The following is a 15,165-nucleotide window of genomic DNA, read 5'->3' as shown; positions in this document are numbered from 1 at the left end:
TACTCTTTTTTTTGAAAAACGGAAATTAAGTAGGCAGTTTTTTTAGGTTATTATACCATAAACCCTGAAAAAAATGTTTAAATAGTTTTTTCAGGGTTCAGGTATACTCCGTTCATGTTAAAAATCATCCATATTCAAACGGTTGGTATTGTTGAATCGCCTTTCGACTTCATTTTTGTAGAGCTGCGATCTTCTTCGTTCCAGGGAGTTAGGTGCTGTGGATTCATTGAACAGGTTATTCGCTACTTTTGCCCATTCGATAGCTTTACTCATATCATCCAACATCTCATAGGCAAGAGCGATATTATGGGCTGCCTTGGCTTTATCTATTTTCTTGGAACGATTATTGTAAAACCTTTCCCACTTCTCAATCGCATTACTCCATTCCGATCCTCTGGCATATGCCTCCCCTTCACGCATCAATGAACTGGAAGAGGTGTAATACCAACGGTCTTGCATCTCCCAGTGGGGTGCAAATACATAAGTCATTTTCTCGGCGGCCCTTACCGCCAATATTCTCATTGCCTCTTCACGGGAAGGGATCATCACTTCGGCATAAGCTCTCCCATCCTGGATATCAAATCCTTCCCATCTGAGGCTGTCAACATATTGTACAGAAGGAATCTTTCCTTCCATGGTAGGCATGTATACCCGGAAAGTAGAATTTATTTTTCCGGTCATATCCGCGTAAGTGTAGCCTTGCTGACGGAAATGGTCTCTTTTTTTTGTCTCAATAAAGAGCTTGTCGAGAGAAATAATAGCGTCGGCTCCTGTTTCTCGTCTGAGGCTATTCATCGTTTCAGGATCTATAGGTTTTTCCACGAAGAAATCCAGGTCGTTTCTCAACGGTTTATTGTAATACATCACCTGATAATAATAATCTTCCTCATCCATAAACTGGGCCAAAGCTTCGGCGTAAAAAACAGCCACACTGTCTGAAGATGCTTTTGCCCTCTCCGGTTTTGTATTTCCTATCGGTATACTGTCGTGTCCGACGTCGTTGGGTTGTTTTACTACATTATTTATTACTATGATAGAAAGCACACTGGAAGGTAGGTTTACTTGTGCCGGTTCACGAGTTTCCACTGTCAGGTACTTAATTCCTGCACAGCTACTCATCAACAGAGCGGAAAGAAGAATTATCAGAGTGGATGTTGTTTTTTGCATATGATTAAATTTTACTACAAAGTTATCATATTTCGTTCATATTTCAGAGAAAATAAATTTTTTCTGTAGTTGATCCATAATGGCTCCCTCCATAATGGCTCCCTAAGGATCCGGATCAGGTTTCTATTATAAAGATCAATTTCTTGCGGTTTGGTTTAATCACTCTTCTCTTTTGATCGCAATGTATGAACGGATCTTTATTTACATTCCCTTTTCATTTTTTAGAAAATCGATAACGAAGCGGGAGGCATCGTAAATTTTGTGTATATTTGTAGCTTCTAAGACATTTGGAAGAAACAATCTAACTAATCCAATTAATAAATATGGCATTTAATATTATTGTGTTGGCTAAGCAGGTTCCTGATACACGAAATGTAGGGAAAGATGCGATGAAAGCCGACGGAACAGTGAACAGAGCAGCATTGCCCGCGATCTTCAATCCCGAAGATTTAAACGCGATGGAGCAGGCGTTGGATATCAAAGACCGATTCCCCGGCTCAAGGATTACGGTATTGACTATGGGGCCGGGACGAGCTGCCGAGATTTTACGCGAAGGTTTATTTCGCGGGGCAGACGATGGGGTGTTATTGACCGATAGGGCTTTTGCCGGCGCTGATACGTTGGCTACTTCCTATGCCTTGTCGATGGCGGTCCACAAGATCGGAAAGTTCGATATCATCGTTTCAGGTCGTCAGGCGATTGATGGTGATACGGCACAGGTGGGTCCTCAAGTAGCTGAGAAATTGGGTATTCCTCAGATCACCTATGCCGAGAATATCGAAAAAATCGAGAACGGAAAAATAACCGTCAAGCGTCGTCTGTCGAATGGTGTGGAAGTAGTGGAATGTCCTCTTCCCGTAGTGATCACCGTGAATGGTTCAGCCCGTGCGTGCCGTCCTCGTAATGCGAAACTGCTGTTGAAATATAAGCATGCCAAAACCGTTACTGAGCGTCAAGTGGAAAATATCGATTATATAGATATCTATAGCAGCCGTCCTTATTTGAATCTTACCGAATGGAGTGTGGCCGATGTGGAAGCCGATAAGGAACAGTGCGGCCTCTCCGGTTCTCCTACCAAGGTGAAAAAGATAGAAAACGTGATATTTCAAGCCAAAGAAAGCAGGAGGCTTACCGACGACGATGTCGATATCGAGGATTTGATGAAGGAACTGATAGATAGTCACACGATTGGATAACACAAGGATAAAATAAAATGAACAACTTATTTGTATATTTGGAAATCGAGGATGGAATAGTGGCCGATGTGAGCCAGGAACTACTGACCAAAGGACGCTCACTTGCCACCCGGCTGAATTGTAAACTCGAAGCGATTGCCGCCGCATCCCCGGCTGACCTCGAAAAGATCGAGGAGCAGGTATTCCCATATGGAGTAAATGTACTACATATTTTTAAAGACGATCGGCTCTCACCATACACTACGCTTCCGCATACTTCTATCCTTGCGGAGCTTTTCAGGAAAGAACAACCGCAGATATGCCTTATGGGGGCAACCATTATCGGCCGCGATCTCGGACCACGTGTCTCGTCCTTGTTGGGTAGCGGCCTTACAGCCGACTGTACTTCACTTGAAATTGGAGATCACGAAGAGAGAAAAGCGGGAAAGACCTATAAAGATCTGTTGTACCAGATACGTCCCGCTTTTGGCGGTAATATAGTAGCGTGGATCATCAACCCCGATTGCCGTCCGCAGATGGCTACGGTGCGTGAGGGAGTGATGAAGAAGGAGATCTTCGATCCTTATTATAAAGGAGAGACGGTAGCACACAATGTGGCAGATTTTGTGAAGGAGGATGATTTCGTGGTTTCCATCATCGACCGCCATATCGAAAAATCGAAGGTAAATATCAAGAACTCGCCCATCATCGTTTCCGGAGGATACGGAGTGGGATCAAAGGAGAACTTCCAGTTGCTTTATCAACTCGCCGATGTGTTAGGTGCCGAAGTAGGTGCTTCCCGTGCTGCCGTCGATGCCGGATTCGTGGAGCATGAACGTCAGGTGGGACAAACGGGAATTACCGTACACCCAAAGGTGTATATCGCCTGTGGTATATCGGGACAGATACAACATATCGCCGGTATGCAGGACAGCTCTATCATCATTTCTATCAACAACGATCCCAGCGCGCCGATCAACGCTATCGCCGACTATGTGATCACCGGAGAGATAGAGAAAGTGATTCCGAAGATGATTAAGTATTATAAGAAGAATTCCAAATAAGTGGGAAGGTGGGAGAGTGGGAAAGTGGGAAGGTGACTTCCGACTTTCTGAAATTAAAAATAACATATAATATTCAGAAGAACGAAATGGCAAACTTTTATACAGATACACCACAGTTCCGTCATTATCTTCAGCACCCGCTGATGAAGCGAATTGTGGAATTGAAAGAGAGAAATTATGCAGACCGTGATACTTATGACTACGCTCCGATGGATTTTGAGGATGCGATGGACAGCTACGATAAGGTGCTGGAAGTGGTGGGCGAAATCTGTGGCGATATCATTGAACCGAATTCGGAAGTGGTAGACCATAGCGGTCCGACGGTAAGCGATGGGCGTGTGACCTATGCAACTGCCACACAGGAGAACCTCGATGCGCTCAACAAGGCGGAACTGATGGGGATGGGACTTGCACGCAGATACGGAGGACTCAACTTCCCGATGGTGCCCTATATGATGAGCGCCGATATCGTGAGCCGTGCCGATGCCAGCTTCCAGAATATATGGATGCTCCAGGATTGCGGTGAGACCATTTATGAATTTGCCGATCAGGCTCAGCGGGATAAATACCTGCCACGTATCGTGAAGGGCGAAACCATGTCGATGGACCTTACCGAGCCCGATGCTGGATCCGACCTGCAGGCAGTAATGCTGAGAGCGACTTTCAACGAGAAGGAAAATCAATGGTACCTGAATGGTGTAAAACGGTTTATCACCAATGGTGATGCCGATATCCACCTGGTGCTGGCACGTTCGGAAGAGGGAACCAAAGATGCCCGCGGCTTGTCGATGTTTATCTATGACAAAAGAAGTGGGGGCGTGGATGTGCGTCGTATCGAAAATAAGATGGGTATCAAGGGAGCTCCTACCTGCGAGTTGGTATACAAGAATGCCAAAGCCGAATTGGTGGGTTCACGCCGGATGGGACTGATCAAATATGTGATGTCGCTGATGAACGGTGCCCGTCTGGGAATCATGGCACAGTCGGTCGGACTTTCCGAAGCTGCTACCCGTGAAGCTTATAACTATGCCTTGGAGCGTCGCCAGTTCGGTAAGGCCATTATCGAATTCCCACCGGTGTATGAAATGCTGGCCAATATGCGTGCCAAGACCGATGCGACCCGTGCCCTGCTCTATGAAACCTGCCGTTTCGTGGACATGTACAAGACGCTCGAAGATATCAGCCGTGAACGTAAACTGACTCCCGAAGAAAGGGATGAGATGAAGTTCTATTCGCGTCTGGCAGATGCTTTTACTCCCCTTGGAAAGGGAATGAGCAGTGAATACGCCAATCAGAATGCCTATGATGCCATCCAGATCCATGGCGGCTCGGGCTTTATGAAAGATTACAAGTGTGAACGCCTCTATCGTGATGCACGTATCACCAATATCTACGAAGGAACTACCCAGTTACAAGTGGTGGCAGCTATCCGCCATGTCACCACCGGAACCTATCTGCAGCAGATCAAGGAGTATGCAGCCCAGATAGTGTTACCCGAACTGGAACCGTTGAAACGTGACCTGGCCAATATGGCAGAGACCTATGAGAAAATGGTAGAGACAGTTATTGCTGCCAAAGATGAGGTCTACCTCGATTTCCATGCCCGCCGTCTCGTGGAAAGTGCTGCCCATATCATCATGGGACATCTTCTCCTCCAGGATGCCAATAAGGAGCCGGAAATGTTCCGTCGCAGTACCGAAGTTTATATCCATTACGGAGAGATAGAGGTGCTGAAGAACTGGAATTTTATTTCCAAATCACGTATCGAAGATTTGGGCTATTACAAACCGGTTATCGGCGAGTAAGCACTGACAGACTTTACATATTTATAAAGCGGGAGAATTTGGTTTCTTCCGCTTTTGTTGTTTAATAATGGGGCGTATAGTTTAAATTGGATTTGTCGATTGTGTACTATCAAGAAAAATAAATTAAAAAAATGGAGGAAATATTTTGTCGGTATAAATATTGTTTCTATCTTAGTGGCATAGTTGCATATGTCACTATATACAATAACACGACAATTATGATTAAAGTAAACAATCTTTCATTTTATTATCAGAAGAAACATCCTCTGTTTCAGGAATTAAATCTGGAATTGGAGGGCGGTTCCATTGTGGGATTACTGGGGAAAAATGGGGTTGGAAAAACTACCCTGTTAAAATTGATCTCCGGTCTGGTATCTCCGAAACAGGGAGGAATTGTTGTAAACGGGTATATTCCTTTCGAGCGGAAAACTGATTTTTTGGCGGACATATATATGGTACCCGAAGAATTTGCGTTCCAGAATATCACTATCGGACAATATGTAAAAGTTTTTTCGACATTCTATCCCCGCTTCGACCATCAAAAACTACAACGTGTGCTGAACGAGTTTCAACTGCAGTTTTCAGACCAGCTAAACAAAATTTCGCACGGACAACGTAAGAAGTTTCTGATTGCATTTGCATTGGCGAGTAATTGCCAGTTGCTCCTGTTCGATGAACCGACCAACGGATTGGATATTCCGTCGAAAAGCCAGTTCCGGAAAATTCTTGTGAGTTCCGTTTCCGATGAACAGTTGGTAGTGATCTCGACACACCAGGTGAAGGATATCGACTCGGTGATCGATACCGTAATAGTCATGAATGAAGGTACTATCGCATATCATCAGCGCATGAATGATATCATTCAGGAACTCTGTTTTGAGATTGTGCCTTCACTCGGTGAAGAGGAAAATGGAATTTATTATGAAAAATGTCCGTCGGGTTACAAACTTATAAGGCGGTCGTCGGGTGAAGGGGATACGATAGTCGATCTCGAGCTACTCTTCAACGCAATTGTCAATAATCAATTAAATAATAGGAAACCCTTATGAAACGAGCATGATAATCATTCTCACTCAAGAACATGATTAAAAGCGAGTTCCATATGATACCTTTGAAAATAAAAGATTTAATCATATGAAGACAAATCAATTTTTCTCTTTCAAACGCTTGGGCCGATTGTTGCAAATCGATTTGCAGGTAAACTACAAAAGATATTTGTTGTTATCGGGAGTCTTGCTTATTGCACTGTATGGTATCCTGTTTCTCGATATGCCACGTGGAGATAGTAAATGGGGTTTTGAGATGCGGAAATATTATTTTCCGTTCAGGGTGATTGTATTTTTATGGTGGGCAATTGCCGGTTCATCGTTTCCCCAATTTGGCAATAAGTTGTCGGCACGAGGTTATCTTCTTTTGCCTGCTTCCATATTTGAGAAGTATCTCTCTCAGTTTCTCTTGAGGATCGTTGGCGGAGGATTTCTTTTGGCGGTTGTGTTCTGGATTGCTGCATTATCGGCACGCCTCACCGCAATGAGTACACTTCATAATCCTGCTATTCAGATTGCAGTCTTTAATTATCCTGATTTTTGGGATCATATTTACAATAACGGAGGAAGGTTGCTGTCTGCTATGGCGTGTTTCGTAAGTATATCCTTGTTTGCTTTGCGATTGTTTTTTAATAAAAACGGCTTGTTCAAAGCGGTTATTGCCCTTCCGGTGGTTATTTCACCCATTGTATTGTTAACGCTATTGTTATCATATATCTTTTATCCGGAGAGACCGCTTGGGTATACACCCCAGTATAGAATTACAGAGAACTTAGTGAGTACTAATATGCAATTTTATATTATTTTCGGCATTTTAGGATTGGCATTGCTTTTCGTCGGTTATTTCAAATTGAAAGAAAAAGAGCTATGAGTATTGATTTCAAAGCTACCAAGGGTATTTTCCAACAGATTGCCGACAATATCTGCCGACAGATTCTGGAGGGAAAACTTCCACCCGGGGAGCGAATATCTTCAGTACGTGAACTGGCGGAAGAATACGAAGTAAACAGGAATACCTTGCTTCGGACCTATTCAATCCTTGAGAGCGACGGAGTAATAGTCAACAAGCGGGGAATCGGCTTCTTTGTTGCTGATAATGCTGTGGAGTTGATCCGTGCCAACGAACGGAAAGAATTCTTTGCAGAGGTGCTGCCTGAATTTATCCGAAGAGTACAATTGTTGAATTTGACGGAATCTGACTTATCCGATTTATTGACCATTATTAAAAACAACACCGGAAATAACCGCTTGAAGTAAATCCCGACAAGGGTGGGTTATATCGGTCTAAAAATATAAACAAATGAAAAAGAGTAATATTATCCTGGTTGCCACTGAAGCTTTGTTGCTGGTTGTGTTGTTATTCCTGTTTATTTACGGCAAAAGAATAGAAGAGAAAAGAAATGTAGAACCTATTTATGTTGAAAAACCGGAATTACCTGATTTCTCTGTAATCGTCGTTAAAAACAATGCACGACTGGATCTTTCTTCGGGTGATTCTCCACAGCTAGATATTTATAGAAGCGATGTAAATCAGACCATTGATGATTTTTGTACCATCACAAATGATACATTGCATATCTTTCATGAAAGTGTATCTGTGAGAAGTTCCGGAATTCATTCTATTATCGGTGATAGCGCGATGCATATATACGTTAATTCATACGATACCGATACTCTTTCACTTGATTTACGAAACAGTTATTTGAAGCTGTCTCCCGGAATACAAGATAGGACTCATATAAATATGCTCAAGATCAATTTAAAAGATAAATCAACAATTAGGATGAATAAGGTGACGGTGGAAAATCTCCAGTTGGCAGTAGATGATGATTCTTTCATAGATACTGATCTAGCAATTATAAAATCCACCAGTAAATTAGATACTAATGACTGAATCTTGTTGATCCGGAATACCTGTTTGTATCATCTTTTTGTCGTAAATAGAGATGTATGTGATTGGGAATGTGTATACTTGTGAATCCTGGAAATAGGAATCTTACCAGATAGCTGATATGGCATGATGACATATTAAAAGGTAATTTGTAAAAATTATGGATGAATATTAGAAAACGAGTATCATGAAGAAAACAATCCTGTCCATGCTGCTTTTAGCATCTGTTTTAATTCCGGTTTCAGGAAAAAACCGTGTAATTGATAATCCTGCTTATGACGTGAAGAATTTGTAGATTTAATTGGGAAAATAAAGTGAAAATAAGCATCTTTGTGCAACATTTCACTGTCTTATTTCGTCAATGTTATGAGGAAGATTCTTCTTCAAGCAGGAGGAGTTGCTCTTAGAAGTTTCAGATGTTATAAGTTGAAGAATATGAATGTTATATCTCGTTTTGTTGTTTTTTGTGTTGTTGTATTGGCTTTGTCATGCGAAAGTAATGAAATTGATCCTCCGGATATAAATGCTCGGACAATAATAGACGCAGAGCTGTACAACGAATTGTCGGGCTTTGATGTCGTCGATGCCGAGATTATAGGTGATATGCTTAAAATAAGTATTGTGTCAAGTGGTTGTGACGGGAATACATGGGTAGCCCGGCTGATTTGTACAGGAGGGGTAATAAAGACGAATCCGCCAAAACGGGAAGTTAAGATTGAATTTACAAGCAAGGAGTTATGTAATGCTATGGTGTCGAAAGAGTTTGTTTTCGACCTGAAACCGTTGCGTTGGAGTGATTCAAAAAAGGTGGAAATTTTGTTGACTTCCGATAAGGGTACAAAATCACTTTTATATAAATATTGATTACGTTTATTTTGTGGCTTTCTATTTAGTTTAAGTGCGAATAACTAATTTAAAATCATATATAATAATATGAAACCGATACTTTACATTTTTTCCGCTTGCCTGTTTGCAGCAATATTGTTCTCGTGTGAAAAGAATGAAGTTGATTCTTCATCTAACGTGAATGCAGAGACAATAATTCATCAAGAACTGTATGAAGAACTGGATAAAGATGTTCCTCTCAAAGAGGTGAAAATAATAGGGGATGAACTACATGTTACAATCAACGATGGCGGTTGTAGCGGTGCAAGATGGAAAGTCAAACTGGTAGGCGGTTCACTGGCTTATTCCAATCCTCCGCAACGGTTTGCTAAAATTGAGTTTGTGAATGACGAGGAGTGTGAGGCATGGATAACCCGCACTTTCGTATTTGATCTAAAACCTCTCCGGGTCAAAGGAAGCCGAAAAGTGAATATCAAGTTGGAAGGATGGCCTAAGCAATTATTGTATGCATATTAGGAAAAATCGGTTTCAAGGTTTGAATTCTGATATGGAATTCGGAACACAGAATACCCCGCGAGTAGTTGGGGTATTTGTGTCTTTATGAAATCTTTTCGTTAAAGCGATATAATTACAATATTTTTCGTAATGCTTCCAGATTTTCCGGGGAAGCGGCTTGCTTCCCTTCTGTGGTATAGAGCGAGGCGATCCTTGAAGCATACACCTCATATATTTTATGTTTCACCAGTTTCATCGTAGAGTTCATCAGCCCGTTCTGTTCGGAGAAAGGCTCTTCAATCACGGCAAAGCTGGAAGGAATCCACCGGTGGGGGAATAGTCCGTCGTGCTTGCCACCGCTCCGGTACTCGTTGATCGCCTTTTCTATCAGCAGTGCCGCCTGCGCGGCATCGGCGCCGGCTTTCTTGAGTTCAGTGGCGTTGGGTACGATCAGCGCGGTGGTGTAGGGGCTCTGGTTGTTGTAGAGCACACACTGGTCGATATAAGGCGATGTGGCGACAATCGACTCTTCAATTCCTTCGGGAGAAAATTTCTCGCCGTCGTCGCTGATCAGGAGTGATTTGGTGCGTCCCAGCACATAGAGATAACCGTCTTTATCCATATATCCCATATCGCCGGTGCGGAGCCATCCGTCCACGATGGTTTCGGCAGTCGCTTCGGGATTCTTCCAATATCCTTTCATCACGTTTCCGCCACGGATGATGATCTCCCCCTTTTCACCAATGGCCACTTCCTGCAGTTTGTCATCCACGATTTTGAGATCCATATGGGGTACCGGTTTCCCGGATGATCCCAGCTTGTGGGCATGGGGACTGTTCGCAGAAATAATGGGCGTGGCTTCCGACAACCCGTAGCCTTGGTACATGGGGATGCCGATGGCGTAGAAGAAGCGCTGCAACTCGATATCAAGAAGCGCGCCTCCACCGATAAAGAAATCCATATTGCTCGAAAAGGATTGACGTATCTTGGAGAAGATCAGTTTGTCATAAATAGAAAGCATCAAACGGCCGCTGCCTCCCTTGTTAAAACCTTCCTTGTTGTATTTGTACGCTGTCTTAAGTGCTTTTTTGAAGAGGATGGCGGTGAATTTGCCTTTCTTCTCTATCTCGGTTTCAATATTCTTCCGGAAATTGGATGCCAGTGCCGGCACGCTCATCAGGATATGCGGGTTGATGGCCTTGATACTCTTGGGTACGTTGCGCAGTATCTCCATGGGCGATTTCCCTTTCGCCACGGAGGCGATGGATGCGCCGCACTTCATAAAGGAATAGACCCCTGCCGTATGGCCGAAGGAGTGATCCCACGGCAGTATCAACAGGGTGCGGTAATGAGAGGGGATACCGTTGAGGCACTCCACCGCCTGTTCGGCATTGCAGACATAGTTGTTATGGGAAAGCATGATCCCTTTCGGGTTGGCGGTCGTCCCGGAGGTGTAGGATATATTGGCCAGCGAATCTGGCTGCACGCCGTCCATCCTCTCCTGTAAAGTGGCAGGATTAGACTCGAGAAGCGTTTTTCCCGCTTCCATCACCGATTCGAACGAACGTTCATCCTTTTCGGGATGCTCCTCCGGGTCGAGCAGGATATAGTGCTTCACGGTGGTGAACGATCCTTTTATCGGACGTAGTTTCTCTATTTGGAGATCGGATGCCAGTACCGCCACACAATCGGAGTGGTTTATCCGGAAACTGAGGTCCTGTTCGGTCTGCAGTTTTACCGATAGGGGCACGCTGATGGCACCGGCATGGAGGATTCCCAATTCACCGATCACCCAGTTGTTCTTTCCTTCGGAAATAAGGGCGATGCGGTCGCCTGCTTCGATGCCCAAGGCGATAAGTCCCGCTGCGAATTGCCGGGATTGTTCCTGCACCTGTTTGTAGGTAAGGGAGATGTATTCCGTACCTTTTCTTGCTTCGTAGAGATAGGGATTATCGCCATATTTCTCCACCGATTCATTTAACAAATCCAGAATGGTTTTGTGTTTCATATATATGATCGTTTACATGCTAATTTCACTATCATCGTCAGACCCTTTTCAAACGTAAGAATTATTCGTTTTACAGATATGATTATTCAACTCTCACGGATGCAAATATATAAATTATTCCTTATTCTATTTGGAGGTTATACTTTTTTTATTTTTCTTTGTTTTAATAAATTTAGTTGTTTGCGCTAACGCAAACGCGCATTAAGTATAAACATTAAAATCATTTGCCTATAAGTCCTCTTTACTCAATTGAAATTACATAACAATTAAGAAGTAAAGCAATGGATACTTTTTGCACGATGACCGATGAAGCATTGGTCGTTTCGTATGCCGAGGGCAATGATTATGCGTTTGAACTACTCCTCAACCGCCATAAACAATCCCTTTACACCTATATTTTTTACACGGTGCGTCACCAGGGGCTGGCCGAAGATATCTTTCAGGAGACTTTTTTCAAAGCTATCACCACTATACGGCAGGGTCGCTATACCGAAAGCGGCAAGTTCAAGGCATGGCTCATGCGTATTGCCCATAATCTTATTATCGATTATTTCCGTCAGAGAAAGAATGAAAATACGGTTTCTAATGATGATTATGAGGTAGACTTGCTGAACAATCCCTCTTTGTGCGACGATACCATAGAAATGGAAATGGTGAAAACACAAGTGCTTAACGATGTGAAGAAACTGGTCGGTTATCTCCCTGATGAGCAACGAGAAGTGCTGGAGATGCGCTATTACGGCGATTTAAGCTTCAAGGAGATTGCCGATGCTACCGGAGTAAGTATCAATACAGCCCTCGGACGCATGCGATACGCCATCCTTAATATGCGGAAGCTGGCAAGTGACCACAAGATGATTTTGACGATCAACTGATTTTTTGTATCCAAAATAAGATTCTCCCTCATGATCCAAGGGGGAGATGTCGTTTGTAGTTTTCTGGGGGGATTATCTTCCCGGCCTGAAATGCAGTTCCAGTTTGGGTTGTGCACGCATTTTTCCGGAGAACATATCACGCACCCAGATCATGCCGCCTTCCACACCCACGGTTGGCTTGAACCAATATTCTACAGAACCGCCGTAGTAAGGGGTATTCATCATTGGAAGCATAGACCGGTTCGGCTGGTTGTTGTTTTGCATTACGGGCATTCCGCCGTAACCATTCACATACCAGTCGTCGGATAACCGGTAACGGCCGTGCAGGTCGATCATCACTGCCGATTGGTTGAGATTGAACATATTACCAGTTGTTTTCATATAGGTCAATCCACCATCGATTGATAAGTTCCGATTGATCTGATAATTGGCATTTATCCCTGTATTCCAGTAGGGTATTGCACCGAAATTGGCGTTATACCCACCGCTGGTACCTATCGTCAGCGAAGGACTGACCAGATAGTTTGCTCCTGCGTTCAATACATAATTATAACCCAAGCCGAGAAAAGGTGTCTCCACCACTCCTAACGTGGCAGAGGAGTGTAATAGCAGCCGGGAGGTAGGCATCATGGAAGCGATAGCCGTGCGGCTTTTGGTATTGAGAAAGTCGGATGCTGCACCATTCCAGTGAATGGGTGGGAGATTGCTCTTTTTTATTGATTGTTGCGGCGTAATACTGAACTTTTGATAAGGAGTAAATTGAGGCAGGATATTCTCTGCCTGATTGAGTCGTGGTAGCCTTAACGGAAGTTGCCGTGTCCTGAGGGAGTCGATTTGTTTGGGCAGTTCTCCGGAAATTCCGGTTTTCAGTTCCAAGCTATCTGTTTTCACCGGGATATCCTGTGCAAAAATTTTCGTGCTTGCAACGAAAAAGATTATCAGAAGCGGGATAAAGCTTTTCATATAGCTTTTGGAGTTAAGAATCATCCTATTGGAGCAAAGGTAATAAAAAATTCAGTAAATCCGAAGAAGAGCAGATTCACTTTTTTTCTCTTCAATAATTCACAGATTTTTTTCGATTTTTTTGATAGTTATTGCTTTTTATTTTCCTTTGACGATTGACCAATATTTAATTATTCAGTATGAAACGAGCATGATACGTTTGAAAATAAAAGATCAATCTTGCCGATATAGAACAATATAATTCATGTTGTTGATGTGGGATTTCGGTTAGAGGATCATGAATTTGGCATAAAAGGGAGTGGTATCGCCGGAATCAATTGGAGTGGTATAAGATTTACCGGGAGAATCGGTTTTTCATTTAAAAAATGACTTGTATCCTGCATATAACAAAAAAAGCCGGCTTTGCAACCGGCTTTTTTATATGGTAGGAGTTCAAATCGTTCTGTACTGAACGGTGCAGAAGTTGAAATGTGTTCAATTGCCGAAGGAAATCTCAAATTCTGTAGATACTGAAACTGTCTTATAAAGTCAATTTTATAATTTCTACAGGGGATTATACTTCAGAATGCGGATACTTCAAAAAACGTCTGAAGCAGTGTTTGAAGTTGCTAGAGCTGCTCTAAGAAGTCTTTAATATCATTCAATTCGATAACATTCAATCGTTTGATATAAAATTTTTCCGAATTGTGAAGCAGAATCAGTCATACGAATGTAATCTTGTCTTTCATCCCTTACACTTTTTACCGTCGGTAATTTTCCGATTTGGAAAAAATCCGATGTAGTAGAAAGTAAATTTTGAGACCGGATTTTCATCTCGATACCTGGCATTTCTTGACTTTTACCTTTGTTTCCGGAGAAACTGCATTACCAGTGAAACAGCGTTGCCGTGAAGGCGAGCCTTTCAACTGAAATAAACTGTAAAAGTACTCACAAATCCTTTCAATGCTTGAAGAAATATCATTCATCCGGGTCGGTCGCTACTTTGCGGTCACATCCATACAGGTATACCCGGTACAGTGGATCACATAACGAAAAACTATGGGTCCTTCCGATAGAAACAATGAATGCTTCACACTTCCTGGACAAAGAGAAAAAACAAACGTATTTGCCGATCTCCTGAATGAAATTCTTCCCATTGTGTACAAAATGTCAATGAACTCCTATATGTCTTGTACGATGCTCGTACTTTTTATTTCCCATTGTTGTTCTGCAAATATAACATCATGACCGAACAAATTACAAATTTTTTTGGTCGTTTTTATGAACAACTTCTGAACAGGTTATCAACAAGTTATTAACAATGGTTACTGGAAAGGGGTGGGAAGGTGGAAAAACAAGTCGGGACAAGTAGTGAAGATTGATTGAGATTGAATTGAATGATTCTTCATTTCTTAACTCTTAACTTCCTGCTTCTTGACTTCCTGATTATAGCTTATAAGTTATTGATTATATGATAATTATTAATTAGTAATTTTTCAATCGTGCGTGGATGTGAATTGAAGACCGACAATAGATATAATGAGTGTGCTCAGGAAAAGGATTCTCCAGAGGGTAACCGGTTCTTTAAAAACCAGAATACCCAGTACCACCGTCCCTACAGCTCCAATACCTGCCCAGACGGCATAAGCTGTTCCTGTGGGGATAGGGTGGGAGCCTCCCATCGACTTAAACAGTAAAAACATGCTTAAGCTTACACTGACTACAAATACTGCGAGCCACAACCACATTTCTTTGCCCAAGGTATGCTGCATTTTCCCCAAACTCATGGCGAAAATCGATTCAAGCAGACCCCCTATAATTAGGATTATCCAGTTAATATTCATTTTTTAT

At 42.7% G+C, this 15,165-nt stretch carries 14 protein-coding genes; 10 read left to right on the top strand and 4 right to left on the bottom strand.

Features of this window, described 5'->3' with window-relative positions:
* Nucleotides 1-117: 117 nt before the first annotated feature.
* Nucleotides 118-1,167: a DUF6340 family protein gene (locus VB073_RS07525; RefSeq protein WP_323403542.1), complete on the bottom strand. Its 1,050-nt coding sequence runs from the start codon at nucleotides 1,165-1,167 to the stop codon at nucleotides 118-120.
* 323 nt (nucleotides 1,168-1,490) lie between these two features.
* On the opposite strand from VB073_RS07525, the gene VB073_RS07520 reads away from it, so the two are divergent.
* From VB073_RS07520 to VB073_RS07480, 9 genes are all read left to right on the top strand, one after another.
* Nucleotides 1,491-2,363 carry an electron transfer flavoprotein subunit beta/FixA family protein gene (locus VB073_RS07520; protein WP_323403541.1) on the top strand — a complete coding sequence of 291 codons (873 nt, stop codon included), beginning with the start codon at nucleotides 1,491-1,493 and terminating at the stop codon, nucleotides 2,361-2,363.
* A gap of 17 nt (nucleotides 2,364-2,380) precedes the next feature.
* Nucleotides 2,381-3,406 carry an electron transfer flavoprotein subunit alpha/FixB family protein gene (locus VB073_RS07515; protein ID WP_323403540.1) on the top strand — a complete coding sequence of 342 codons (1,026 nt, stop codon included), beginning with the start codon at nucleotides 2,381-2,383 and terminating at the stop codon, nucleotides 3,404-3,406.
* 86 nt (nucleotides 3,407-3,492) lie between these two features.
* Nucleotides 3,493-5,211 carry an acyl-CoA dehydrogenase family protein gene (locus tag VB073_RS07510; RefSeq protein ID WP_323403539.1) on the top strand — a complete coding sequence of 573 codons (1,719 nt, stop codon included), beginning with the start codon at nucleotides 3,493-3,495 and terminating at the stop codon, nucleotides 5,209-5,211.
* 218 nt (nucleotides 5,212-5,429) lie between these two features.
* Nucleotides 5,430-6,260, top strand: coding sequence for an ABC transporter ATP-binding protein (locus VB073_RS07505; RefSeq protein WP_323403538.1), 831 nt, complete (start codon nucleotides 5,430-5,432; stop codon nucleotides 6,258-6,260).
* 85 nt (nucleotides 6,261-6,345) lie between these two features.
* Nucleotides 6,346-7,128 carry a hypothetical protein gene (locus tag VB073_RS07500; RefSeq protein ID WP_323403537.1) on the top strand — a complete coding sequence of 261 codons (783 nt, stop codon included), beginning with the start codon at nucleotides 6,346-6,348 and terminating at the stop codon, nucleotides 7,126-7,128.
* Nucleotides 7,125-7,514 carry a GntR family transcriptional regulator gene (locus VB073_RS07495; protein WP_323403536.1) on the top strand — a complete coding sequence of 130 codons (390 nt, stop codon included), beginning with the start codon at nucleotides 7,125-7,127 and terminating at the stop codon, nucleotides 7,512-7,514. The genes VB073_RS07500 and VB073_RS07495 overlap by 4 nt, the downstream gene beginning before the upstream one ends.
* A 43-nt stretch (nucleotides 7,515-7,557) precedes the next feature.
* Nucleotides 7,558-8,151: a hypothetical protein gene (locus tag VB073_RS07490; RefSeq protein WP_323403535.1), complete on the top strand. Its 594-nt coding sequence runs from the start codon at nucleotides 7,558-7,560 to the stop codon at nucleotides 8,149-8,151.
* 432 nt (nucleotides 8,152-8,583) lie between these two features.
* The gene (locus VB073_RS07485; RefSeq protein WP_323403534.1) at nucleotides 8,584-9,012 is read left to right on the top strand and encodes a hypothetical protein; all 429 of its coding nucleotides are present in this window, start codon (nucleotides 8,584-8,586) and stop codon (nucleotides 9,010-9,012) included.
* 69 nt (nucleotides 9,013-9,081) lie between these two features.
* Complete coding sequence (locus VB073_RS07480) at nucleotides 9,082-9,510, top strand: hypothetical protein (RefSeq protein WP_323403533.1); 429 nt, start codon at nucleotides 9,082-9,084, stop codon at nucleotides 9,508-9,510.
* 112 nt (nucleotides 9,511-9,622) lie between these two features.
* On the opposite strand, the gene VB073_RS07475 is transcribed toward VB073_RS07480, so the two are convergent.
* A complete protein-coding gene (locus VB073_RS07475; RefSeq protein WP_323403532.1) occupies nucleotides 9,623-11,497 on the bottom strand; it encodes an AMP-dependent synthetase/ligase in 1,875 nt (624 codons plus the stop codon).
* A 281-nt stretch (nucleotides 11,498-11,778) separates the two neighbouring features.
* On the opposite strand from VB073_RS07475, the gene VB073_RS07470 reads away from it, so the two are divergent.
* The gene (locus VB073_RS07470) at nucleotides 11,779-12,372 is read left to right on the top strand and encodes a sigma-70 family RNA polymerase sigma factor (RefSeq protein ID WP_323403531.1); all 594 of its coding nucleotides are present in this window, start codon (nucleotides 11,779-11,781) and stop codon (nucleotides 12,370-12,372) included.
* 72 nt (nucleotides 12,373-12,444) lie between these two features.
* Here the strand turns inward: VB073_RS07470 and VB073_RS07465 are convergent, their stop codons facing one another.
* Nucleotides 12,445-13,335, bottom strand: a complete 891-nt coding sequence (locus VB073_RS07465; RefSeq protein ID WP_323403530.1) for a hypothetical protein — start codon at nucleotides 13,333-13,335, stop codon at nucleotides 12,445-12,447.
* 1,475 nt (nucleotides 13,336-14,810) lie between these two features.
* The gene (locus VB073_RS07460) at nucleotides 14,811-15,152 is read right to left on the bottom strand and encodes a multidrug efflux SMR transporter (RefSeq protein WP_323403835.1); all 342 of its coding nucleotides are present in this window, start codon (nucleotides 15,150-15,152) and stop codon (nucleotides 14,811-14,813) included.
* Nucleotides 15,153-15,165: the final 13 nt, after the last annotated feature.

The sequence above is a fragment of the Proteiniphilum sp. genome (genome assembly GCF_034927365.1).
In the GTDB taxonomy this organism is placed as follows: Bacteria; Bacteroidota; Bacteroidia; order Bacteroidales; family Dysgonomonadaceae; genus Proteiniphilum.
The sequence above is the reverse complement of the archived record's forward strand: the minus strand, read 5'-3'. Positions and strand labels throughout refer to the sequence as shown.

Excerpts from the sequence above, each read along its gene's own strand:
- VB073_RS07525 (WP_323403542.1), bottom strand. The coding sequence starts at position 1,167 with ATGCAAAAAACAACATCCACTCTGATAATTCTTCTTTCCGCTCTGTTG.
- VB073_RS07520 (WP_323403541.1), top strand. The coding sequence starts at position 1,491 with ATGGCATTTAATATTATTGTGTTGGCTAAGCAGGTTCCTGATACACGA.
- VB073_RS07515 (WP_323403540.1), top strand. The coding sequence starts at position 2,381 with ATGAACAACTTATTTGTATATTTGGAAATCGAGGATGGAATAGTGGCC.
- VB073_RS07510 (WP_323403539.1), top strand. The coding sequence starts at position 3,493 with ATGGCAAACTTTTATACAGATACACCACAGTTCCGTCATTATCTTCAG.
- VB073_RS07505 (WP_323403538.1), top strand. The coding sequence starts at position 5,430 with ATGATTAAAGTAAACAATCTTTCATTTTATTATCAGAAGAAACATCCT.
- VB073_RS07500 (WP_323403537.1), top strand. The coding sequence starts at position 6,346 with ATGAAGACAAATCAATTTTTCTCTTTCAAACGCTTGGGCCGATTGTTG.
- VB073_RS07495 (WP_323403536.1), top strand. The coding sequence starts at position 7,125 with ATGAGTATTGATTTCAAAGCTACCAAGGGTATTTTCCAACAGATTGCC.
- VB073_RS07490 (WP_323403535.1), top strand. The coding sequence starts at position 7,558 with ATGAAAAAGAGTAATATTATCCTGGTTGCCACTGAAGCTTTGTTGCTG.
- VB073_RS07485 (WP_323403534.1), top strand. The coding sequence starts at position 8,584 with ATGAATGTTATATCTCGTTTTGTTGTTTTTTGTGTTGTTGTATTGGCT.
- VB073_RS07480 (WP_323403533.1), top strand. The coding sequence starts at position 9,082 with ATGAAACCGATACTTTACATTTTTTCCGCTTGCCTGTTTGCAGCAATA.
- VB073_RS07475 (WP_323403532.1), bottom strand. The coding sequence starts at position 11,497 with ATGAAACACAAAACCATTCTGGATTTGTTAAATGAATCGGTGGAGAAA.
- VB073_RS07470 (WP_323403531.1), top strand. The coding sequence starts at position 11,779 with ATGGATACTTTTTGCACGATGACCGATGAAGCATTGGTCGTTTCGTAT.
- VB073_RS07465 (WP_323403530.1), bottom strand. The coding sequence starts at position 13,335 with ATGAAAAGCTTTATCCCGCTTCTGATAATCTTTTTCGTTGCAAGCACG.